At 37.4% G+C, this 23,979-nt stretch carries 16 protein-coding genes and 1 tRNA gene; 1 reads left to right on the top strand and 16 read right to left on the bottom strand.

The features are described 5' to 3' along the window. Positions 1 to 595 precede the first annotated feature (595 nt). The 16 genes from HBB17_RS07160 to HBB17_RS07235 form a co-directional block, all read right to left on the bottom strand. Positions 596 to 667 (bottom strand) — tRNA-Glu (locus HBB17_RS07160). Between the two features lie 192 nt (positions 668 to 859). Beyond that, positions 860 to 2,317: a glycoside hydrolase family 3 protein gene (locus HBB17_RS07165; RefSeq protein ID WP_167956812.1), complete on the bottom strand. Its 1,458-nt coding sequence runs from the start codon at positions 2,315 to 2,317 to the stop codon at positions 860 to 862. A 413-nt stretch (positions 2,318 to 2,730) separates the two neighbouring features. Then, positions 2,731 to 3,609 (bottom strand): DegV family protein, encoded by an 879-nt coding sequence (locus tag HBB17_RS07170; protein ID WP_167956813.1) that lies wholly within the window; start codon positions 3,607 to 3,609, stop codon positions 2,731 to 2,733. 554 nt (positions 3,610 to 4,163) lie between these two features. Continuing rightward, entirely contained in the window at positions 4,164 to 8,624 is a 4,461-nt protein-coding gene (locus HBB17_RS07175) for a PolC-type DNA polymerase III (RefSeq protein WP_167956814.1), read from the bottom strand. Positions 8,625 to 8,685: 61 nt separating this feature from the next. Beyond that, a complete protein-coding gene (gene ispG / locus HBB17_RS07180; protein ID WP_167956815.1) occupies positions 8,686 to 9,741 on the bottom strand; it encodes a flavodoxin-dependent (E)-4-hydroxy-3-methylbut-2-enyl-diphosphate synthase in 1,056 nt (351 codons plus the stop codon). A 261-nt stretch (positions 9,742 to 10,002) separates the two neighbouring features. Next, complete coding sequence (gene rseP / locus HBB17_RS07185; RefSeq protein ID WP_167956816.1) at positions 10,003 to 11,064, bottom strand: RIP metalloprotease RseP; 1,062 nt, start codon at positions 11,062 to 11,064, stop codon at positions 10,003 to 10,005. A gap of 91 nt (positions 11,065 to 11,155) precedes the next feature. Further along, the gene (gene dxr / locus HBB17_RS07190) at positions 11,156 to 12,307 is read right to left on the bottom strand and encodes a 1-deoxy-D-xylulose-5-phosphate reductoisomerase (RefSeq protein WP_167956817.1); all 1,152 of its coding nucleotides are present in this window, start codon (positions 12,305 to 12,307) and stop codon (positions 11,156 to 11,158) included. 343 nt (positions 12,308 to 12,650) lie between these two features. Next, positions 12,651 to 13,454 (bottom strand): phosphatidate cytidylyltransferase, encoded by an 804-nt coding sequence (locus HBB17_RS07195; RefSeq protein WP_167956818.1) that lies wholly within the window; start codon positions 13,452 to 13,454, stop codon positions 12,651 to 12,653. Between the two features lie 9 nt (positions 13,455 to 13,463). Further along, positions 13,464 to 14,198 carry an isoprenyl transferase gene (locus HBB17_RS07200; protein WP_167956819.1) on the bottom strand — a complete coding sequence of 245 codons (735 nt, stop codon included), beginning with the start codon at positions 14,196 to 14,198 and terminating at the stop codon, positions 13,464 to 13,466. A gap of 136 nt (positions 14,199 to 14,334) precedes the next feature. Then, positions 14,335 to 14,889 carry a ribosome recycling factor gene (frr, locus tag HBB17_RS07205; RefSeq protein ID WP_167956820.1) on the bottom strand — a complete coding sequence of 185 codons (555 nt, stop codon included), beginning with the start codon at positions 14,887 to 14,889 and terminating at the stop codon, positions 14,335 to 14,337. A 26-nt stretch (positions 14,890 to 14,915) separates the two neighbouring features. After that, positions 14,916 to 15,620: a UMP kinase gene (pyrH, locus tag HBB17_RS07210; protein ID WP_167956926.1), complete on the bottom strand. Its 705-nt coding sequence runs from the start codon at positions 15,618 to 15,620 to the stop codon at positions 14,916 to 14,918. Between the two features lie 516 nt (positions 15,621 to 16,136). Further along, on the bottom strand, positions 16,137 to 16,661 hold the full coding sequence (locus HBB17_RS07215; protein ID WP_167956821.1) for a leucine-rich repeat domain-containing protein: 525 nt from the start codon (positions 16,659 to 16,661) through the stop codon (positions 16,137 to 16,139). Positions 16,662 to 16,872: 211 nt separating this feature from the next. Then, complete coding sequence (locus HBB17_RS07220; protein ID WP_167956822.1) at positions 16,873 to 18,474, bottom strand: potassium/proton antiporter; 1,602 nt, start codon at positions 18,472 to 18,474, stop codon at positions 16,873 to 16,875. Between the two features lie 207 nt (positions 18,475 to 18,681). Further along, positions 18,682 to 19,893, bottom strand: a complete 1,212-nt coding sequence (locus HBB17_RS07225; protein ID WP_167956823.1) for a hypothetical protein — start codon at positions 19,891 to 19,893, stop codon at positions 18,682 to 18,684. Beyond that, the gene (locus tag HBB17_RS07230; protein WP_167956824.1) at positions 19,894 to 21,003 is read right to left on the bottom strand and encodes a DUF58 domain-containing protein; all 1,110 of its coding nucleotides are present in this window, start codon (positions 21,001 to 21,003) and stop codon (positions 19,894 to 19,896) included. A gap of 1 nt (position 21,004) precedes the next feature. Beyond that, the gene (locus tag HBB17_RS07235; RefSeq protein WP_167956825.1) at positions 21,005 to 21,958 is read right to left on the bottom strand and encodes an AAA family ATPase; all 954 of its coding nucleotides are present in this window, start codon (positions 21,956 to 21,958) and stop codon (positions 21,005 to 21,007) included. Between the two features lie 572 nt (positions 21,959 to 22,530). Between HBB17_RS07235 and HBB17_RS07240 the strand changes: the two genes are divergently transcribed. Next, on the top strand, positions 22,531 to 23,835 hold the full coding sequence (locus HBB17_RS07240; RefSeq protein ID WP_330588177.1) for a hemolysin family protein: 1,305 nt from the start codon (positions 22,531 to 22,533) through the stop codon (positions 23,833 to 23,835). The last annotated feature ends 144 nt before the right edge of the window (positions 23,836 to 23,979 follow it).

Consider the following 23,979-nt stretch of genomic DNA (forward strand, 5'->3'; position numbering starts at 1 on the left):
GATCAGTATATAGCATATATACCAATCTTTTGTAAACCGAAATGCAACTTATCTTATTCTAATTTATATTAACTTATTTCTACTTAGTTGGTATGAAATGTGTTGCGTTTAATTTTACAATTTACCTAATCCTTAAGCCTTGAGCTGGTATACTCCCCCCTACTCTCTCTATAGGAGAATGACATAGAAAAATCAAAATGAGAATTTCAGTATATCCCTAACGAAACCCAAAATTATAATATTTACTAATATTGTACACAAAAATAGAGTTCGAGGAAATTTCCTCAAACCCTTTTAATTCTACCTTATTTATGAATAGCTCGTAGGAGAATCAAAGAAACTTGTACCTCTACAAGCCAGTAAACGAAAGGATTAGCAATTGCTTTTTCTAGTCAATCACTAAGTCAATCCTTTTGACTATTTGAGCTTATCTATTTCCATTATACCCAACTAAAGCATTTGAAGTTCTTTGAATATTCGACATCACACGCATACCACATTTTCTTATAAGAACTTTGGATTGTAATCCATCAGACAAAATTATAAGGGCTTGAGGAAAATCCTCAAGCCCTTATAAATACTAGCTTTTTTAAGACAGCTCGTAGGGGAATCGAACCCCTGTTTCCGCCGTGAGAGGGCGGCGTCTTAACCGCTTGACCAACGAGCCTTACAACGTAATTAATATTAACACAGAATATTTTCTTTTGCAAGCATTTTTTTAAACTTTTTTAAAAAAGATGAATATTTTGGTCATCTTATGTAGATTCCCTATTTTATATCCTGTTTTACTATACATTTTCTGTAAATGCAGATTATTGATAACCAAGTGTACCAAGCAAGATATACTCTTACTATACCCTTACCAATCCAATCGCTGCTTCTTTAATAACAGGATTCTCCGAACAGATTCATCCAGTCGTTCTTCCGTAATCTCTCCTGCCTTAACCTCTTTCAATATAGCCTTATATGCCTTTCGAAAATCAGCTGGCATGAGTATAATGTCGCAACCTGCTACTACTGCTGCTACGGTTGATTCTTCAATGGAATAGTTGTTGCTGATTGCTGCCATATTCATGGCATCTGTAATGATGACACCATCATAACCAAGTTTTTCTCGTAGGATGTCCGTTACCATAACTTTTGAGAGTGAACTTGGTGTATCGTGTCCTACAATCTTTGGTACACAGATATGACCGACCATGATCATGTCCATCTTCTTCTCAATTGCATCAAGGAAAGGTACCCATTCGTTCTCCAATAATTCTTCATAGGTCTTATCAATGTAAGCAAATTCTTTGTGTGAATCTTCTTTCGTCGCTCCATGTCCAGGAAAATGCTTATAGGTAGCATAGATTCCTTCATCCTGTAAGCCTTCTGTATACGCTTTTGCATAATCGGTAACGGTAGTCGCATCACTTCCAAAAGAGCGATTCTTTACTACGGTATTCTTCTTGTTTGTTAATACGTCTGCATCTGGAGCAAAGTTCAGATTAAATCCAAACTCATTCAGATAGGTACCAATTGTGTTCCCAATGGAATAGGCTTCTTCTGTTGAAGATACATTGGACAGGTAAGAGAATTGTTGAACCGATATATTCTTATGATTGGCAAGTCTTGCTACTTCGCCACCTTCCTCGTCAACACCAAGGAACATCGGAATTCCACCATCTTGTGTTGCATACGTTTGGGTATTCTTCAGAAGTTTTTTTAACTGGCTCTCACTCTTAATATTACTAGCAAAATACACAACTCCTCCAACATGATATTGATTAATTGCTCGCTTTGTATTTGCTTTTGCCACGGTAACATTGAAATAATTCGTTAGTTCCTCTGGGGACACAATAAACATCTGGCAGATTTTTTCTTCTATCGTCATATTCTTTAATAGATCTTCTACTTCTTTTCGTTGCTTTTTTTCTTCTTTTGTTAACTTCTCTTCTTGGTCTGAACTACTCGTATCTGTAGCTTGTTTACCATCTTCTGCTGTTGAAGTCGATTCTCCTGCCCTCTCTTTCTCCGTATCTTCCGTTTCTTCTTCAGCCTGTTTGCTGTTACTCTTTTTCTCCCCTGTTTCTAATTCTTCCGCACTTTTAGCTGCACTTGCCGTACTAACAGCAACACTCATTTCATCAAGCGATTGTGCTGCAAGATTTCCAAGCGTTCCATGAAAGAGCATCTGCTTCCTAGTATTCTGATCCTTGTATTGCCCTAAGAACAAAAGAGCAATACCAACCGCTAATACTTCTACCAATATGATGATCAGATACCTTCCCACGTTCTTTTTATGTACATCTTCTTTCTTTGTATTCTGCTGCATTTGCTTCTTCCCCTCCTGTATTTTGTTGTTATATTTTACTGTAATTTGTTTGCATATATTATGCTGTTTCTTATTACGTTTTTTGCTGTTGCTGATCATTCTCCATCATTTTGCTGTTTCATGCTTATGTTGAACAAACTCTTCCTATTGCAGTTTCGTGCAATTCTTTTCTTTTTCTTTAATCTTTTACCTCAAATCGATTCCTATATATAAATTACCCTATTCTTTTTAATTTGTCAATATTTGGTTATTAATATAAATTTCTAACTTACCCTTGTAATAAAAAAACAACTTTCAGTAAACTGCATTCAGCAAATGACAACGTCTGTCTTTACTCATGATTGCAATCTATGAAAGTTGTATTTATGTTTATCGTCAAACCATAAACCAATGCTATTCTATTGTTATTCTATCTACGCATCATATCGCTTTACAAATGCCATTCCCAGTGGATGTGGGCCTGTGTGGGTACCAATCGTCACACCAATTCTTGAGATAAATGGAACTTCTATCCCAAGTCCCTCATTCAGCATCTCTTTGAATTTCTCTGCTTCGTCAAAGTCCACACCCGTTCCTACTGTAAAGGAATACAGATTAGGATCTTCTCCAGTCTTCTTAAAATGATCTTTTGCTAAGTCAATCAATTTCTTTTTGGCTTTTTCTCTGCTTCTGGTGATTCCTGCTGGGAAGATTTCTCCTTCTTTCAAAACAATCAACGGCTTAATACCTAAAGTATCACTGGCAAAGGTTAGTAACTTACCAATACGACCACCTTTCTTGAGATAATCCATACTCGCGATGGTGAATATGATTCGTCCTGTGGATTTTATTCGTTCAAGATGACCTATTGCCTCTTCATAAGATACGCCATTTTCTCTCATACGGATTGCTTCCCGTACATAGATTCCCTGTAGTACCGTATTAATCTTAGAATCGATTACAGTAATGACTGCTTCTGGATATTTTTCCAACACAAGTTCTCTTGCGGTACACGCAGACTGATAAGAGCCACTGAATTTGGAAGTGATACAGATACAGATTGTTGGAATCATCTCTTTTGCATAACGTTCGAAAACATCCGCAAAATCCTGTACTGATGGTAAAGAACTCTTCGGGTATACGTGTTCCTCAATCATTCTTCTGTAGAACTCATCATGATCAACTTCAATTCCCTCTTTATAATAATTCTCCCCATCAAAAGAAACATAAAATGGTATAATTTCTATGTTCTTTTCTTTTGCGAATTCAAATGATAAATCACATGAACCGTCGCTAATGATTTGATATTCCATAATACATACCGTAAGCCTCTCTGACATCAATATAATGACGTTTGCTATACTAATGTTCAGTTTGGCGCAAATCTAAGATTGAAAGAGGTGATTTGCATATTTTCCCTTTCTCAGTAATTTCTTTCAATCCGCTCTACTCTATCATAATACTTGAATGTTGCATCTTGTAGTATTGAATACTATATGATGTATTGTAACACATATGAATAAAAAGGACACTATTTTTTGCTGAATTAATAATTATTTTATATTTGTTCGAAGGAACCGTCGAAGTAAAACAGCATATCCTCGTTATAACATTTCATGAAAGAATCATGACAGATCTTCCATCCCTATTATTACGAATCTATGCTGCTTTCGTTTCAATACTTTATATGCTTATCATTCCATTTTTTCTTATGGAATACTCAAAATTATTTTAAAATTTGATATAATGTCAAATCCACTCGCTGATTTACACCATTTTAATAAAAGCAAAGCATGACGACTTAATCGCCGAAGTTGACCAACACACTCTTCACTTCGATGCTGCAAGTCGATTGTACACCACCAGGCTATATCTGCAAGAAATCCATCAAAGATATCTGGTTTGTTGCTGGCAAATCAGATAGAATACCAAGCTCGACCATGTTATCAATTACCGTTGTACTAACTTTGGTACGTTGTCTGAAATCATCAAGGGATAAGAATTTTCCGTCTTTTACAGCCAATACAACTGCTTCAGCTGCCTTATCACCTAATCCATCAATACTGTTTAGAGATGGCATGATCTTTCCGTCAAAAATCTGGAAATGATGGGATTTTGCTCGATAGATATCAATTGGCTCGAATTCAAATCCTCTCGCGTACATTTCTTGAACAATCTTCATATCTTTCAGGACATCTTGTTCCTTCTTGGTCAGATCATTGTACCGTTTCTTATAATCCGCCATATAGTATTCCAGTTTCTCTCGACCAAGACACATCAACTCATAGTTGAATGCAGATGCACGAATACTGAAATACGCAGTATAGTATGCCACTGGCTGATATACTTTAAAATACGCAATACGGAATGCCATCATAACGTATGCCGCTGCATGGGCTTTTGGGAACATGTATTTGATTTTCTTACAGGATTCAATATACCAGTCTGGTACACCTGCCTCAATCATGGATTTTTCCATGTCTGGCGTTAAACCCTTTCCCTTACGAACGCTCTCCATGATCTTAAAAGCAAGACCGTTCTCTACGCCCGTATGGATTAAATAGGTCATGATATCATCACGAGTACAGATTGCGGTGGATAAGGTACAATTTCCATTTTGAATATAATACTGCGCATTATTCAACCAAACGTCTGTACCATGAGATAATCCAGAGATACGAACCAAATCCGAAAATGTCTTTGGTTTTGTATCACGTAGCATCTGCATAACGAAGTCTGTACCAAACTCAGGGATTCCTAAGGAACCCAAATCACATCCGCCCAAATCTTCTGGTTTTAGATTCAGGGCACTTAAATTCTCAAACAAGGACAATACTTTCGCATCATCAAAACGTATGGTCAGTGGGTCGATTCCCGTTAAATCCTGCAACATACGAATCATGGTAGGATCATCGTGTCCAAGTATATCAAGTTTTAATAAGTTATGGTCGATGGAGTGGTAATCGAAATGTGTGGTTACTGTCTGGGTAGTCATATCGTTGGCTGGTCGCTGTACCGGCGTAAAAGAATAGATTTCTTCACCCAGTGGTAATACAACAATACCGCCGGGATGCTGTCCTGTTGTTCGTCGAACACCAACGCAACCTTCTACAATTCGCTCAATCTCTGCTCTCCGTCTATGCTCTCCGTGTTCTTCATAGTATTTCAACACGTATCCATAAGCAGTCTTCTCTGCCAAGGTACCAATGGTTCCTGCACGGAAGGTCTGACCTTTACCGAAGATAACCTCCGTATAATCATGGGCATGACTTTGGTACTCTCCAGAGAAGTTAAGATCGATATCCGGTTCTTTATCTCCATAGAATCCTAGGAACGTTTCGAATGGAATCTCATGTCCATCCTTCTTCAGTGGCTCCCCACATTTCGGACAAAGCTTATCTGGCATATCACAACCAGATTTTCCTGCAAATGCTTTTACTTCATCGGAATCAAAATCGGAGTAATAGCAATTCGTACAGTAATAATGGGCAGGCAATGCATTTACCTCCGTAATACCAGACATGGTAGCGGCGAAGGAAGAACCTACCGAACCACGGGAACCAACCAGATACCCGTCTTCATTGGATTTCCAAACTAACTTCTGGGCGATAATATACATAACGGCGAATCCATTATTAATAATGGATTTTAACTCTTTTTCCAACCTTGCTTGTACTGGTTCTGGAAGATTTGGCCCATACATGGCATGGGCTTTATCATAACAGATCTTACGAAGATCCTCATCAGAATTCTCAATAACAGGAGGACATTTATCTGGACGAACCGGAGAAATCTTCTCGATCATATCTGCAATCTTATTGGTATTGGTAATTACGATTTCTTCCGCTTTTTCTTTTCCAAGATAAGAAAACTCTTCTAACATCTCTTCTGTCGTTCGCAGATAAAGAGGTGGTTGTTCATCCGCATCCTTAAATCCTTTTCCCGTCATGATGATTCGACGATATACTTCATCCTCTGGATCAAGGAAATGCACATCACATGTTCCTACAACCAATTTATTGAACTCCTCACCAAGCGCGATGATCTTCTTATTGATTTCGATCAAATCTTCTTTGGATTTTACATCAATCTTATCACTTCGAATCATGAAATCATTATTACCAAGTGGCTGAATCTCCAGATAATCATAAAATTCCACCAATCGGGTAATTTCTTCCCGCGATTGATTTCGAAGAATTGCTTGATACAGCTCTCCTGCCTCACAAGCAGATCCAATCAATAGTCCTTCTCTATTTTCTAGGAACACACTCTTCGGAATTCTCGGTCTACGACTGTAGTAATTAATATGGGAGTAGGAAATCAATTTGTACAGATTAATTCTACCAATGTCGTTTTGTGCTAAAATGATAGCATGATACGTTGGTAGCTTCTTAATCATATCCGCAGACAACTTACTCATCTCATTCAGTTGATCCATAGTGGTAACGTCTTTTTCTCGTAGCATCTGAATGAATTTTACATAGATCTCTGCTGTCGCTCCAGCATCATCTACTGCACGATGATGATTTTCCAAGGATACCCCAAGTTCTTTGGCAACCACATTTAATTTGAATTTTGCTAAGTTCGGCAGTAAGACACGGGCCATAGCTACCGTATCAATGACGGTGAAATCCGTTGCGATTCCTTGTTGTTCTGCTTTCTTCGTGATAAATCCAACATCAAAAGACGCATTATGTGCTACTAATACGCAGCCTTTACAAAAAGCAAGAAATTCCGGTAAAATCTGTTCAATCGTTGGATAATCCATGACCATCTCATCTTGAATACTGGTTAATTTCGTAATCTCATATGGGATCGGTATTTCTGGATTTATAAAAGTGGAATAGCGATCCTGAATCTCCCCATTAATCACTTTAACCGCACCAATCTCAATGATCTTATCATTGACTGGACCAAATCCGGTTGTTTCGATATCGAATACGACACTTGGTGCATCTAGGAACTGCCCCTTGTTATTCTCCACAATATCCTTCAGATCATCGACTAGGTAGGCTTCTACACCGTAGATTACTTTAAAATCCGACTTCTCTACCACATGATTTGCATCGGTAAATGCCTGCACAACTCCATGGTCCGTAACTGCAATTGCAGAATGCCCCCAGGACATTGCACGTTTGATTAACGTCTTTACATCGACAACCGCATCCATATCACTCATCATGGTATGCGCATGTAATTCCACACGTTTAACAGGTGCATTATCCATACGGGACGTTGTGAAGTCAGGAATTTTCTTGATACCGACGATGGAACTAATGGTGATCTCTCGATCATATTTGTCCATTAATGCCATACCTTTCATCTTAATGAAGATTCCATTCTTCAATACGGAGGTAACCTCTTCTACTTGCTCATTCTTTAAAAAGATTTTGGCCGAGATTGTATCCGTAAAATCAGTTACAGCAAAAGTAATGATCGTCTTTTCATTTCGAAGTTCCCTTGCTTCTAACTTAAGAACTTTACCTCGTACCACCACTTCTCCTACTTCATCTTGAATATCAACAATTGCTGAGGTTTCGCCATCAAAACTTTTTCCATAGATTGTATCTGGATCTGGTGGTAATTTCTTATAGCTTCCATACTTAGATTTTTCCGGTTTCGAGGACTCTGCTTTACCACCATCTGCTTTTGGTGCTGGTTTTGGAACAGGTTGATTTGCTTCTTTTCCAGTTTCCGCATTCCCATTGCCATGTCCACTTCCCTCTTGGGTAGCTGCAACGTAACCTTCATCCTCATCCTGCATCTGATGATGTTGACGCATTGCCTTCGCATATGACATCTGTTCATCTTCCTGCTCTTCTTCTGGTGGTTCTACATATTGGAATTTAACTTGAATGGCATAACCAAACCGACTGCTAAAATTATCTTCCAGTATTCGTTTGATATTATTCGCTTTATTCCGAGCAACAAAATTATCTTCCATCTCTAACTCAATGGTATCCCCTTCTACCCGATAGTTCGCCATTTTGAAGAGATTATATTCTAAGACACTACTGTCTTTCATTTCTTCTAAGAAGCTGTCATAATATGCATTCATTAGTTTGTCTGGTGTATATTGGGCAGATAATTCATATCGGTCACACAGACGAACATCATTACTTGTATCATCAAAAAGTTGTTTCTTAATCTGATACTGCATCTTCTTAACAATCTTCCGCTTGATCAAATGCGTGCTCATCATATAGATCTTAACTTCCTGATTCACACGAGAAGCTGCAACACGTTCGATCACGGTGTCTTCAAACATATCTTGTAACTCTTTTGTAACCTGTAATGTTTCAAACACTTGAAAAAACTGCATCTTCATGTACACAACCTCCTCTATACAATTTGTGCATCTGCAAGGGGCAAAAGATCATTTCACAATCTTAACGACCCCAATTCTTTAATTCATCCTCTAATGTAGGTAACAACTGATCTTCTGGCAATGTTTTCACAACCTCACCCTTCTTGATCAACATGCCCACACCTTTACCGCCAGCAATACCGATATCGGCTTCTTTTGCTTCTCCCGGACCATTTACGACACATCCCATTACAGCTACTTTAATATCCAGATCATACTTCTGTACCATCGCCTCTACTTTATTCGCAAGACCAATCAAGTCGATCTGTGTTCTTCCGCAAGTTGGGCAGGATACCACTTCGATTCCCCCTTTTCGTAAACCAAGGGTACGAAGGATTAATTTTGCTGATTTTACTTCTTCCACAGGGTCACCCGTTAAGGAAACACGAATGGTGTCACCAATACCTGCATGTAAGATGATTCCAAGTCCTACACTAGATTTAATATTACCGGATAAAATGGTACCCGATTCTGTAATTCCAACATGTAATGGATAGTCGGTCTTCGTAGCAATCAATTCATGGGCTTTTACAGCCATTAATACATCAGAAGATTTAATACTGATGACAAGATTATCATATCCCATCTCTTCAATGATTCGTACTTTGTCTAATGCACTTTCTACGATCCCTTCTGATGTCACACCGTGATACTTCTCTACCAATTCTTTTTCGAGAGAACCACTGTTCACCCCAACACGAATTGGGATATTTCTCTCCTTCGCAACATCTACAACTGCTTTCACACGTTCTATACTACCTATATTCCCTGGATTAATTCGAATCTTATCTGCTCCATGTTCCATTGCCGCAATGGCTAACCGATAATCAAAATGGATGTCTGCTACCAAAGGAATATGAATCTGTTTCTTAATCTCTTCCAACGCAATTGCAGCTTCCATCGTTGGAACTGCAACACGAATAATGTCACAGCCAGCATCTTCTAATGCTTGAATCTGTGCCACTGTAGCTTTCACATCTTCTGTTTTTGTATTTGCCATTGATTGTATTAAAATCGGATTTCCACCTCCAATAACACGATCACCAATCCGAATTACTTTTGTTTTATCACGATACATCTCTCTTCCTCCTAACAGTCATTTGATCATGCAAGGATCAAAAGTCATTGAGCAACCTTACATCATTTTAACACACTTCAACCAAAATGAATAATCCATTTATTCCAAACGAAGACAAAGGGAACCAATGTATTATATTACTTCATATTCTGGTCATCAATTACACCTATGAAACATGAACGTAAGGAAAGAGATGTAATCGATGTCAATTGACACCATACTACACCTCCTCCTACTCATGTATTTGGTTTTACAATAAATCTACCCAAATATTCTTCTCACGTCATTAAACATTACAAAAACCATAAGAAGCATCAAAAGCATTAACCCAACCATGTGGACGAAGCCTTCCTTCTTTGGATCAACTGGTTTGCCTCGAACTGCTTCAATTAGTAAGAATACCAAACGTCCACCGTCCAAAGCTGGTAATGGTAATAGGTTCATTACACCTAAATTCGCACTTAACAAAATACTCATATAGAAGATCTGCATGAGCACTGCCGTTGTACCTTCTGACTTCGTACTATCAATTCCATCACCAATCATATCTACGATTGCTACAGGGCCGCCAAGGTCATTGGTTGATACCCGTCCAGTGATCAAACCACCCACACTCTGTATAGCGGAACCAATCCAACATTTCACTTCAATCGCACTGTATTTGATTACGTCAAAGGCATTCATGGATTTTCCTGTTGTTGCAATGGTTTTTGTTCTACCAAGATTTGAAACAAATCCCATCTTATATTCCCCAGCTTCGTTTTTCACAGGGGTCATGGTAATATCCATCTCTTTCCCATCACGATTGATTGTCAACGTAACATCCTTTTCAGAAGTTGGATGGAAGAACAGATAGAAGGATACCTCACGGCCATTATCTACATGGGATCCATTCATTGCTACGATTACGTCACCCTGTTGAAGCCCAGCTTCCTCTGCAGGTGTATTCTCTCCAACTTGTACGATCATAGCAGGATCATATCCCACTTTTCCAACTACGATCATTGAAAGGACAAATGCTAAGATAAAGTTGAAGATTGGACCTGCTGCAATAACAGAGATTCTAGCCCATACTCCTTTTTTACCAAAAGAATTTGGATCATCATTCTCCTCATCTTCTCCTAACATCATACAGGAACCACCAACCGGGAATAGTTTCCAGGAATATCTTGTTCCTTTCTTTACGAAGCTGATCAATCTCGGTCCCATACCAACGGAAAACTCAACGACTGTAATTCCGTTCTTCTTGGCCAATAGGAAATGACCCAGTTCATGGATGATTATGATCAAGCTAAATATCAATATAGCTATAATAATATTCATGACTTATACCTATCCTTTCTGTTTACGTCAACTGTTATCCATATACAGGCATCATTCGATCCTATTGTGTCTGTACATGAAATAAATCAAATTAACAATCTCCTAATTTTGCTTCAATTCTGTCATACGTCTCTTGTTCAATTGCCAAGATTTCTTCAACCGTCGGATTTTCTATTTTATGATGTGCTTGAACAGACTCTTCAATAAGTTCATAGATCGTAAGGAAATCGATCTTACGCGCAAGGAATTTTGCTACTGCTCTTTCATTGGCTGCATTGAAGACAGTCGGCATACTGCCACCCATTCTTCCTACTTCATATGCCAGTGCTAATCCACGAAATGTTTCATAATCTGGTGTTTCAAAAGAGATTTGAGACAATGTCTTGAAATCTAAACGATCCCCTGGAAGTGGTCGACGATCCGGATACGTTAAGGCGTACTGAATTGGTAATTTCATATCAGGTGTACCAAGTTGTGCGATCACACCACCATCTACATACTCAACCATCGAATGAATCACACTCTTAGGTTGAATGACAACCTCAATCTGATCAAAATCAACGCCAAACAACCATTTGGCTTCCATTACCTCTAGTCCTTTATTAACCATACTTGCAGAATCAATGGTAATCTTTTGACCCATTGACCAATTCGGGTGTTTCAATGCATCCTCTAGGGTTACATTCGCTAATTGTTCCTTGCTAAATCCTCGAAAAGGTCCACCTGATGCAGTTAAAAGAATTCGACTGATTCGCTCATAATTTTCTCCGTTAAGTGCCTGAAAAATTGCAGAATGTTCGCTATCCACAGGAAGGATTTTAACATTATATTCTTTGGCTAAAGGCATTATGATATGACCAGCAGTTACCAGGGTTTCCTTATTGGCTAAAGCAATATCTTTTCCCGCTTTGATCGCCGCAATCGTTGGTTGAATACCAATCATACCAACAATAGCTGTTACGACAACATCAGCTTCCTCCATTACGCTAAGAGAAAGTAATCCCTCCATTCCAGAAGTTACGGTAACCTGACAATCTGCTACTGCTATCTTCAATTCTTTTGCTTTCTTCTCATCCCACACACATACCATACGTGGTTTGAACTCTCTAATCTGTTTTTCTAACAATGCAATATTGGAACCTGCTGCTAGTGCAACAATCTCCATATCTGCATTATTCCGAACGACATCTAATGTCTGTGTTCCAATGGAACCTGTTGATCCAAGAACTACTATTTTCTTCATGTTCTTATCCATGTTCACTCTTACACTACCCACAAACATGGTTCCTTTCTATAAGTTTCAATGCAAGGGTCAAAAGGTCATTTCACGTTGTGCTCGCACATAAGTGAATGACGTGTTGACCCGCATAAAATGAGCAAGTAGCGCTTTTGCGCGGATTGCGAATTTTAGAATTGTGAGAGTTGCAACGCAACGGAACAATTCGTGCATTTGCAAGGGTCAAAAGGTCATTTCACGCCCAGCTCGCACATAAGTGAATGACGTGTTGACCCTTGTTACACAAATTGTGAGAGTTGCATCACAACGGAACAATTCGTGCATTTGCAAGGGTTCTTTAAAGTATGTGTTAGTTTCCTAAAAATACTGCCAGATAATAAACGATTGGTGCAGTGAATATAATACTGTCAAAACGATCCAGAATTCCGCCATGACCAGGAATTAATTTCCCATAATCTTTGATTTCATAATTTCTCTTCATTGCAGAAGCAGCTAAGTCTCCAATCTGGGAAACAATACTAGATGCTCCACATATAATTGCAAAAGCAATCTGTGGATTATCAATGGAACTGATTTTGCTTTGAATCGCCAATCCATAGATAAATCCAATCAATGCAGCACCAAGGATTCCTCCAATACCGCCTTCAATGGATTTCTTAGGGCTTAACTTTGGTGTCATCTTATGTTTTCCGATTGATATTCCAACCAGATAAGCACAAGTATCCGATCCCCAGGCACCAATGAATAATAACCATACTAACCATAAACCATCATCAAGCATGCGTACTTGATAGATGTGTGATAACATTACTGCTACATAGAACAATCCAAAATAAGTCAAACAAATCTGTTCTGAACGATATTTTGGAAATGCAAATACATACGCGATCATTAAAACAAGCATAAATGCAATAACCAATAACATAAAATGTTCTTTTTCTTTAAAATAGATTAATGCATAGTATGCCGCACAAGCAAGATAGCCTATGTATCCTACAATGCTGTTATTTACTTTCAATAACTTATATAATTCTGTTAATCCAATAAACGAGATTAGACAAGTTACAGCAAACAACAAATCTCCTCCCAAGATTACTGTGAATAATGTGATCACGATTAACATGATCGAACTTCTAAAACGCACCCAAAACATACGACTCTCCTATCCGTTTGTTAGTCCCCCAAACCGTCTTTCTTTTGAATTGTAATACCGTACTGCATCTTCCAAATCTTTTTCACTAAAGTCTGGCCATAACACATTGGTAAAGTAAAACTCCGTATATGCCATCTGCCATAATAAATAGTTGGATAATCTCTGTTCTCCACTGGTACGGATTAACAGATCAGGATCTGGAATATCTTTCGTATCTAAATATTCACTAAATAAAGTTTCATCTATTTCATCAAGCGATATTGCCTTTTTATCATAATCTACCATCATACGTTTCATTGCACGTAAGATTTCATCTCTCGAACCATAATTGAGTGCAACTTGAAGATTCAATCCTGTATTGGATGCACTAATCTCTTCTAATTCCCGAATTCTCTTTTGCATGGATTCATCCAAACGAGATATGTTGCCAATTACGCGTACTTTCATATTATTCTTTGTGGTCAATTTAATACAATCTTTGAGATAATTATTCAATAATTTCATGATTGTTTCAACTTCATCTTCCGGTCTAGACCAGTTTTCCGTGGAAAATGCATATACCGTAAGGTATTTTACACCCATGTTATAGGCTGCCCTACAGATTCTTTCTACATTCTTACTGCCTTGTACATGCCCATAATTTCTAGGCATCATACGTTTTTTTGCCCATCTTCCATTCCCATCAAGAATGATTGCAATGTGTTCTGGGATTTGTAATCCTTCGAGGTCATTCTTATTCGCCAAACTAGATTCCTCCTGCTATAATGCGATAAAACCGGATTGCTCTGTCTCATATAGGACAGAAACAACCCGATTTTTCTTATGCATGTAGTTATTCAGGGCTACACGCTCCCTACTATTAACTCTCTGTATTTCATTCCTATACAGTAAGAACTTCTTTTGATTTTGCTTCCATAGCTTTATCAACTTCACCAACATACTTATCTGTAACTTTTTGTACCTGATCTTCTAAGTTCTTTACTTCATCTTCAGAGATTTCATTTGCTTTGCTTAATTTCTTAATTGCATCGTTTGCATCACGACGAATATTACGAATTGCTACTTTTGCATTCTCTGCTTTCTTTTTAACATCTTTTACTAATTCTTTTCTTCTTTCCTCAGTAAGTTCTGGGAATACAAGACGAATTACTTTACCATCATTGCTTGGTGTTAAGCCAAGATCTGAAGTTAAAATAGCTTTCTCAATTTCTTTGATCAAACTGCTTTCCCAAGGTTGAATCATAATCACTCTTGCTTCCGGTACAGTAACATTCGCAACAGATTGAATTCCTGATGGAGTTCCATAATAATCTACCTTAAGTTTATCTAAGATATGAGGGTTTGCTCTACCTGCACGAATTGCAGTATACTCTTCACTTAAACTCTCTAATGATTTTTGCATCTTAACTTCGAATTGTTGAATTCTTGAATCCATAATAATACCTCCAAAATTTCTTATAATTATACAGTTACTTTTGTACCTGTAAATTTACCATGTACGGTGTTGACAATACTATTTGGCTCATTCAAACCAAATACCATCATCGGCATCTTGTTTTCCAAGCACATGATCGTCGCAGAAAGGTCAATGACCGCTAATTTCTTATCTAGCACTTCAGATATTGAAATCTCATCGTATTTCTTCGCTGATGGATTCACCTTAGGGTCACTATCATATACGCCATCAATTGCTTTTGCTAATAATATAACATCTGCTTCAATCTCCACTGCTCGAAGAACCGTAGCAGTATCTGTTGAAAAGTATGGGTGTCCTGTTCCACCTGCAAAGAATACAACCATTCCCTTCTTAAAATACTTATTTGCTCTATCTTTCGAGAATAGTTTTGTCATTGAACCACATTCAAATGGTGTTAATACTTGTGTCATCATACCAACATAACGGAAGATTTCTGATACGTAGATGCAGTTCATTACAGTAGCTAACATACCGATTTGGTCTGCTTTTGTACGATCGATCGTTTCACTCGTTCTTCCTCTCCAGAAGTTACCCCCACCGATTACAATACCTACTTCGACACCTTTATCAACAAGCTCTTTTACTTGTTTCGCTACTTCGATACAAGTTGCTTCATCAAATCCTGTTTTCTTGTCTCCGGCTAAAGCTTCACCACTAAGTTTTAACAAAACTCTATTCCAAGTCTTCATCATCCATCATACCTTTCAATTAGCTTATAATTTAAGTATTGACAAGTTTCTTATTGATACAACATAAGAAAACTGTCTTATTACGTAATGCAATTACGTAATTATGTTGTAAATATAGTAACTTGTATCAATCCGCATTCTTGTACATAACAAAAGTCATGTACAACACACGAAACGATGGTTTCCGTAATGGTACATGCTACTCAAACAGTACTATTATAGCATTATTTCTAAGTATTTGTATACTACTTTTTCTTTCATTTTTATTTTAACATAAGGAAGCCTGTATTTACAACATGGAAGGCTAATAAATTACAATTAATATGTTCTATAGTCAGCCTTTTTCATACAAGCATGTAACCCATGGTGTCCCTTGTATCCTAATTACGAAAAATGACCTCCAAACGAATTTTATGTGAAACCGTTTAGAGATCATCTTTTTTACTATTCGTCTTACAATGTTTTTGAAATTAGCCCTAAGATCGCTTTTCAAAGTCATCGTAAACTTTAAGTGCCTTATCTAGAATACTTTACTGCTGCATTACCAAAACAGTTAGAACCTGTTGTTTTGATATTGCTTTTGCATGTGATCTTTTTCAAATTATTACAGTTGCCAAATGCATTGTTACTTACTTTATTTACACTATTTCCAAGTGTTACTTTTGATAAAGAATCACAGTTTGCAAATGCATTAGAACCAATTGTTTTTACAGAGTTAGAACATGTAACGGATTTTAAATTATCACAGTTTTTAAATGCGTTATTTGCTATACCTGTCACTTTGTAAGTTTTACCGTTACAAGTTACTGTAGAAGGAATATTGCAAGAAGTACTATTCGCACTTTTGTTTGTTAAACCAGTTACAGTGCAAGTATTTTTTCCTGTAATTTTATAGTTCAATTTTCCTTTTGAGAAATTACAGTTATTCGTTGTCTGTATCGCGCAGTTACTTGCAGCTTGAGCTCCTGCTACTGGAGTTGCTACTGTTCCTACTGTTACCATCATTGCTACGGCAAATGCCATTTTTTTCAAATTCATCATTCTTTCATTTCTCCTTTGGTCATTGATGTAACACAATTGTAACATTTAATTAACATATATGTAATAGTAGGTGATTGGTAATACTACCATAATGTGCGAATGTTATCGAATTGTGGAAGTTGCAAACCAACTAAACAATTCGTTTATGTGAAAAGGTCAAAAGATCCTTTCACGACTCGCATGTGTGAATCATCTTTTGACCCTTTATACTTTAACTTTCTTCTCCATTAATCACAAGAATATCCTTTTCTTGAATCATCGTCCTTCCATTTGGAATTATGATTCGTTCTTGCCGTTGAATCATAATAATCAATTTCTTCTCTTCTTTACCGATTTCTGAAATCAACTTTCCAATCCATTCATCTCCCTTGGTAATCTTTCTTTCCATTAAGGAGATACCATCTAAATCCACTGGTGCTGCTGCTGTAAGAATGATACGATCTTCATCCTTGAGTATAATCTGCCCTCGAGGAATAATATTCTTCCCCCCCCGTTTCAACATTACAATAAGTGTATCTGGCGGAAGAGACAATTCTTGTATCTTCTTATTAATCCAAGGATGCCCATTCTTAACCTGTAACTGAATATATTGTATAGGTACTTCATCCGCATAATCCGTAAATGTTTTCATAACATCATCGGAGTTATCGATCATATCCAACTTTCTTGCTACATATGGAATAAGAGAGCCCTGAATTAATATAGAAAACAGTACGATACAGAACACAATATGAAAGATATCTTTGCTGGTATTCGCAGAATTAATCGTTGCCATCACGGCAAAAACAATAGAGGCAGCCCCTCGTAATCCTGCCCAGGACACTATGACTTGTTGTTTCCAAGAACTGTGGAATGGTATCAGCAACAATGCAACAGAAATCGGTCTTGCCACAATGGTAAGAAACAATGCAATAGCAATAGCTGGCAGAACAACTTGTGGAATCTGTGAAGGAAATGCTAGTAATCCTAATAAGAAGAATACCAGAATCTGCATCAATCCTGTTAGCCCGTCAAAGAAATGTACCAATGCCTTTTTATTATGAAATGGTCGATTCCCCAAGATTACACCTACTAAATAGGTGCTAAGATAACCATTTCCTCCAAGCATACTAGGTAATGCATAGGCGATCAATGCAACCGATACAACAAAAATCATATCAAAACCTTCGGTTGCAAAATGAAAATGTTTCAGAAATAGATACGCACAGTATGCGACAACTGCCCCAAATACCACACCTAATACAATCTGTGCCACGATCATAAGAATGATTTCACCACCATCTGCTTTCTCATTCATAACAGCCAACATAATCACCGTGAGCATATAGGAACAAGGATCATTACTTCCGCTCTCTACTTCTAATAGTGATGCTGTATGATCACGTAGATTTAATCGTTTGGATCGAAGTATGGAAAACACAGAAGCGGCATCTGTAGAACTGATCACCGAGCCAAGCAACATACTCTCCCAAAAAGGGATATGTAATATGAAATAACAGAAAAAACCTGTGATGAATGCAGTCAAGATGACACCTAGTGAAGATAACAAAACCGCCTTTCCTGCAACGGGTCTCGCTTCACTCCACTTGGTACCAAATCCACCATAAAACATAATAAAGATCAATGCAACAGAACAGATTTGCTCTGCCATATGAAAATCATCAAATGGAATTTTAAAAACGCCATCGGTTCCTAAAAGCATACCCAATAGAATAAACGCCAACAATGTAGGTATCCCTAGACGACTGGATATTTTATTGAGCACGACACATATTAGAATAATTAACGCAACAATTGTAATAAATACTGCCATTTCCTCTCTCCCTTACTTGTAATCTTTTTGAGGGTCAATAGCTTAAAAGAAAGTACCCCAAGTTTATTCTACTGATATACGTGTTTCTAGTCTAGTTAAGAATATGCTAAGATTTCTTAAATTACAACTATTATTTTCTTATCAATGCACCACTTTTTTCATAACTTTATCTCTCTCATAATTCTCAAACGGTGACGAATTGTTTCTTCACTCATTCTTCCTCTGTTTTTCACGAAAGGAATCCTTTATATGACGAATATCCTCTTCTGTTATGTCTTGCTTACTATAGCGTGCTTTCTCATATAATTGGATGGCTTCTTGTTGCATATGAGAGCCTTTGGCTCTCTTTAAAAGCATTTGTTCATTTGGAGTCGTATTGGCAGGATTTTTATTCGTATTTTTCCAGAATCCAAACATTTTCTTTCGATAAATCTTTCTTAGTCGCATGCGAAGATCCTTCTCTTCAGGTTCTGTGGGAGGGTTTCGTTTCTTCTTCTCAATACGCTCTCTCATTTCTACAGAAGCAAAAAGTTGCTCTTCCTTCTTTCCCCGTTTTCGATTGTAAAATCCTAGATAGATTCCACGCAAAAGAAAACCGAACATTACTAGCATAATTGCTACTGTCACTAGACTCATCAGAACACGTATCACTTTTTCAATCAGCAGGAACAAGGGAGATGGCTCCTTTATCTCTTTTTCCTCTTGAAACACATTATCGAAACTGGGTTTCTCTGCACCGAATTCCACTGGATTTGCTTCCTTCCTATTCGTAATTTCGGTAAAACTTGTTACCATAGATTGATACATATGGTCAAAGGAAATTGTGGCAAACAATAGCATGATTAATGCTAATCCCCCTATGTAGAGTGTAATATGTGTATGAAATGCATGTTTGATTTTTCCTTCTGCCATAATGGTCGTTCTTCTTCTGCTTACAATATAGTTCATCATATTCTGATAATTTCTATTCAAAAGATAAACTAGAATATAGAGGAAAACAATCCAAAAGGCAAGGGTTCCTGCCTGTTCATATTGTATGAATTCAAGAATGATGTATATGATTCCCATTGTACCAAGAGGTATATTATTCGGCTGTTCAAATACTTTTGCTGATGGAACGATGCGAATTATAAAAGCCATTATACAGAACAGAATAACAGCACTCATTAGGATTGCATTCTTTCCAACCATTGAAATGAACGTTGCCAGAATAGTTCCGTAAACAACCAACCCCATCAAGAAGACCCAGAATTTTTTACTATAACGGCGAAGCAGTGTTAACAAGAAGCTAAATGGCAATAGGAATAGGATCCCCGCAATTGGTCTTGTATCAGCCTGCATGAGAAAAGAGTAAAGGCTAACATAGAACATTGCTTGAAATAAATACTGTGCAATGGCATCAAATAAGAATTCCACCATCTAGATCACCTCCCCGTACACTACCTCTACCTTGGTTGATGTAATTCTTCGTTCTGTAGAAAGATGGACAGGAATAATCCACTGTCCATACCCTTCTTTCCCTATAAACTGTTCAAATGCTTCCTGCAATGCCTCCGACTGGGATACACTGATTAAAACAGCCATTCCACATTTCTGATGATTGGCTTCCTCTAAATAAGACAAAAATGAAGGCATTTCCTGCTTTATCTGAATCCGTGCTAATTTGCGTAAACTTTCTTGTAAATGTCCGCATCCAGCACCTTCTTCAATGGAGATTGGCGTCTGATTCACGACATCCATACCATTGGTAATCAGTTTAATCGGAATACCTTTTTGTAGAAATCTCTCTAGATAGGTACGCGCAATACGTATAGATTCCTCCTGTAGTTCCTCATAATAGAGCATGCCTTCGCTTTCCAGATTTAAAAATATGCTAATGGAACAATGATTGCTATCATAATATTGGTTTACCATCAGCTCACCTGTTTTTGCTGATACATTCCAGTTGATCTTTTTCATTGGATCAGTGGATTCATAATTGCGAATCCCTCGAAATGCAAAGGGGTCTTCATACAAAAATCGCTGATTAAGGTACTCTCCCATCATCCGTTCCATACATGGTATAACTTCCTTACACTTCGTACAGCCTGGATATACATAGATTGCAGCATTTTCAGTAATCTTTTGGATATATATATTTTTATAAAGTGGATCACTTGCTACTAACTGCACCTCTGAAATCGTAAAATATCCACGTTTTCTATATGTCACTTGAAATTTTCTTGTAATCTTCTCATAAGGCATGGCAACAATACAATCATTTCGATACTGAAAATCAGACTTACTTGTATTTTCCGGTAATAAGTAATCAATGGACCGATCCAGCGCAAATTTTAAGATAATAGAAGGCAAAGGTATTCCTTTTGCATTTTCCAGAACTTCTGTGATTGTTCCTCCTTCTCCTTCCACCACTTCCTCTTCCTCAAAAGTGACACAGGCATTCACTTGCCGATACCAGATCTTTTCATAGATTCTTTCCATAACTTTCGTCACCAGAACAATAATCAAGAAGAATAGTATTAGATCCATCTTATCGACTCCATTCTTCTGTAGGAACATTAACCTGTTCCAAGACAGACTGCATGCACTTTACATCTGCTCCTCTTTCTATATAACCACCTTGTAAGAGCAAGCGGTGGGCACACACATAAGGCGCAATTTCTTTTATATCTTCCGGGACAACATAATTTCTTCCTTGCATATACGCATAAGCTTGTACACTCCGTAACAGGGCAAGGCTACCTCTTGGACTGATTCCAACTAAAATATCCTTCTGCTTTCGCGTTGCCTGTGCAATATTGCTTATATAGGTAATTAATTCTTTATGTACGAAGACTTCTTTTACTTTCCCACGCATGGCAAGTAACTGTTCTTTCGAAATTACCGAATGCAATTGTTGTAGGGGATTTCCCTCCAGGAACCGAAATAGCATTGCTTCTTCCTCTTCTCCTGTCATAGTCCCCATGGATAACTTCATAAGAAATCGGTCTAATTGCGCTTCTGGTAAAGGAAATGTTCCCGCTGTCTCAATTGGATTCTGTGTTGCGATTACAAAAAATGGTTCCTCTAGTTTTCTTGTAACACCATCTACTGTGATCTGTTTTTCTTCCATACATTCTAGTAAACTTGATTGGGTTCTTGGTGTAGCACGGTTGATTTCATCTGCTAATAAGATATTGCAAAAAACTGGTCCTTTGTGGAATTCAAAATCCCCAGTTTTTCGATTATATATATTCAAACCGGTTACATCGGAAGGCAATAATTCTGGTGTAAACTGAATTCTCGAAAAAGCAAGTTGTAAAGACGTAGCAAGACTTTTTGCCAACATTGTTTTACCGGTACCTGGCATATCTTCTAATAGAATATGTCCCTCTGCCAATAATGCCGTAAGCACCAGATCGATTACAGCACTTTTTCCAAGAATCACCCGTTCCATATTCTCCTTTAACTTTTGTACGTTTTGATACTCCTCATTCTGTTCCATCGACAAACCCCTTTCTGATTACAACCTAAACCATTTCCATTATTATTGAACCCATATGTTTTCTTTCTTCGGAAAATAAATTTCTAATATAAAGTGATTTCTGACATTTTTTCAAATCGTTTCTTTTCTATTATAAATACATATCCTTCATTCAACAAGTAGAAGATAAAAAATCCTTCACAAACCATTGCTCGAATAAGAGTGTTTTCCAATTTGTTAAGATTCTGCTAATATCCAAAGATTTTTCACATCTTCTGATAATTCTTTGGTATAATCCAATTAAAGTCATGCTACTTCATATTCCTAGCATTTCTTATGAGACAATTAACAGAGCAATTGATAAGGAGGCCGCTTTATAATGGACCAATCTAATAGTGAGGATAGTGACGCGGATAATCCGTGGTATTACATATTGAGAAGCATACCTACTTTTTCAAACGAGAGTAGGCATGCTTTTTTGTGTGCTTATTTATCACCATTCAAACAAAAAACACGAAAGATTTATTAAAAAATGTCATTTATTAAATGTACATTAATAAAAAGAAAGAGAGTGAATAAAAGAAATAATGTTAATGCAATTTATATTACAAATTTTATTAATCCTACTAAATGCAATTTTTGCCTGTGCTGAAATTGCGATCATTTCTATGAACGACACAAAGCTTGCCTCCATGGCTGCTGCCGGTAACAAACGTGCTATGCGACTTGCTAGACTTACAAGCCAGCCCGCACGATTCCTCGCTACAATTCAAGTTGCTATCACACTTTCTGGTTTCTTAGGAAGTGCCTTTGCTGCTGATAATTTTTCGGATTATTTGGTAACATGGCTAATACAGATTGGAATTTCGTTGCCTGCCAAAACACTAGATTCCATATCCGTTATCTTAATCACGTTACTCTTATCTTACTTTACACTTGTATTTGGCGAACTTGTTCCCAAACGAATTGCGATGAAAAAAGCGGAACCATTGGCTCTTGCCATGTCCTCATTAATCACATTCATCTCCCATTTGTTTGCTCCAATCGTATGGTTTTTAACTCTTTCCACCAATACAATTCTCCGTCTATTTGGTATTGATCCCAATACGGAAGAAGAACATGTCAGTGAAGAAGAGATTCGTATGATGGTTGATGTTGGTAGCGAAAAAGGTGTGATTGATCCGGAAGAGAAAGAAATGATTCAGAATGTATTTGAATTTGATGATTTGAATGTTGGAGAGTTTGCTACTCACCGTACAGATATTTCCCTACTATGGCTGGAAGAATCCATAGAAGAATGGGCAAAAACAATACACGGAACAAGACATTCTCTTTACCCGATCTGTGATGAAACAGTTGACCATGTAATTGGTGTTCTGAATGCCAAAGATTATTTTCGTCTGGAAACCAAAACAAAGGAATTAATTTTAGAACACGCCGTTAAACCGGCTTACTTTATTCCTGAAACCGTTTGTGCTGATGTTTTATTTCGTCAAATGAAAGCAACCCATAACCATCTTGCAGTTGTACTTGATGAATACGGTGGAATGGTTGGTATTGTAACTATGAGTGATCTATTGGAACAGCTTGTTGGTGATTTAGAACCCACGGAGAAAGAGATGAACCAGGAATCTGAGATTGAACGGATTGATTCATCCACTTGGAAGATTCGTGGTTGTGCTCCCTTAGAAAAAGTTTCAAAGGAACTAAATGTTGCACTACCTTGCGAAGATTATGATACGTTTAGTGGAATGATCTTCGGTTCTTACGGTTGTATTCCGGATGATGGCACAACTTTTGAAATTGATATTGATAACTTGCATATTCAAGTTTTGTCCATTATAGATCATAAAATTGAGCGTACGATTGTTTGTGTGGAACCAGTCAAGGAAAACTAATATAAAAGCTATAAGGGACAATACGTCATTCAATATACAATCCCTTCTTCTCTAGTATGGAATAAAAAAACAATTTTCAATGAAATGCATGGAACCAACCATGTAATTCTTGAAAATTGTTTTTGTTTTTTTCATACTTCTTAC

It is taken from the genome of Anaerosporobacter faecicola (genome assembly GCF_012070565.1).
GTDB lineage: Bacteria > Bacillota > Clostridia > Lachnospirales > Lachnospiraceae > Anaerosporobacter > Anaerosporobacter faecicola.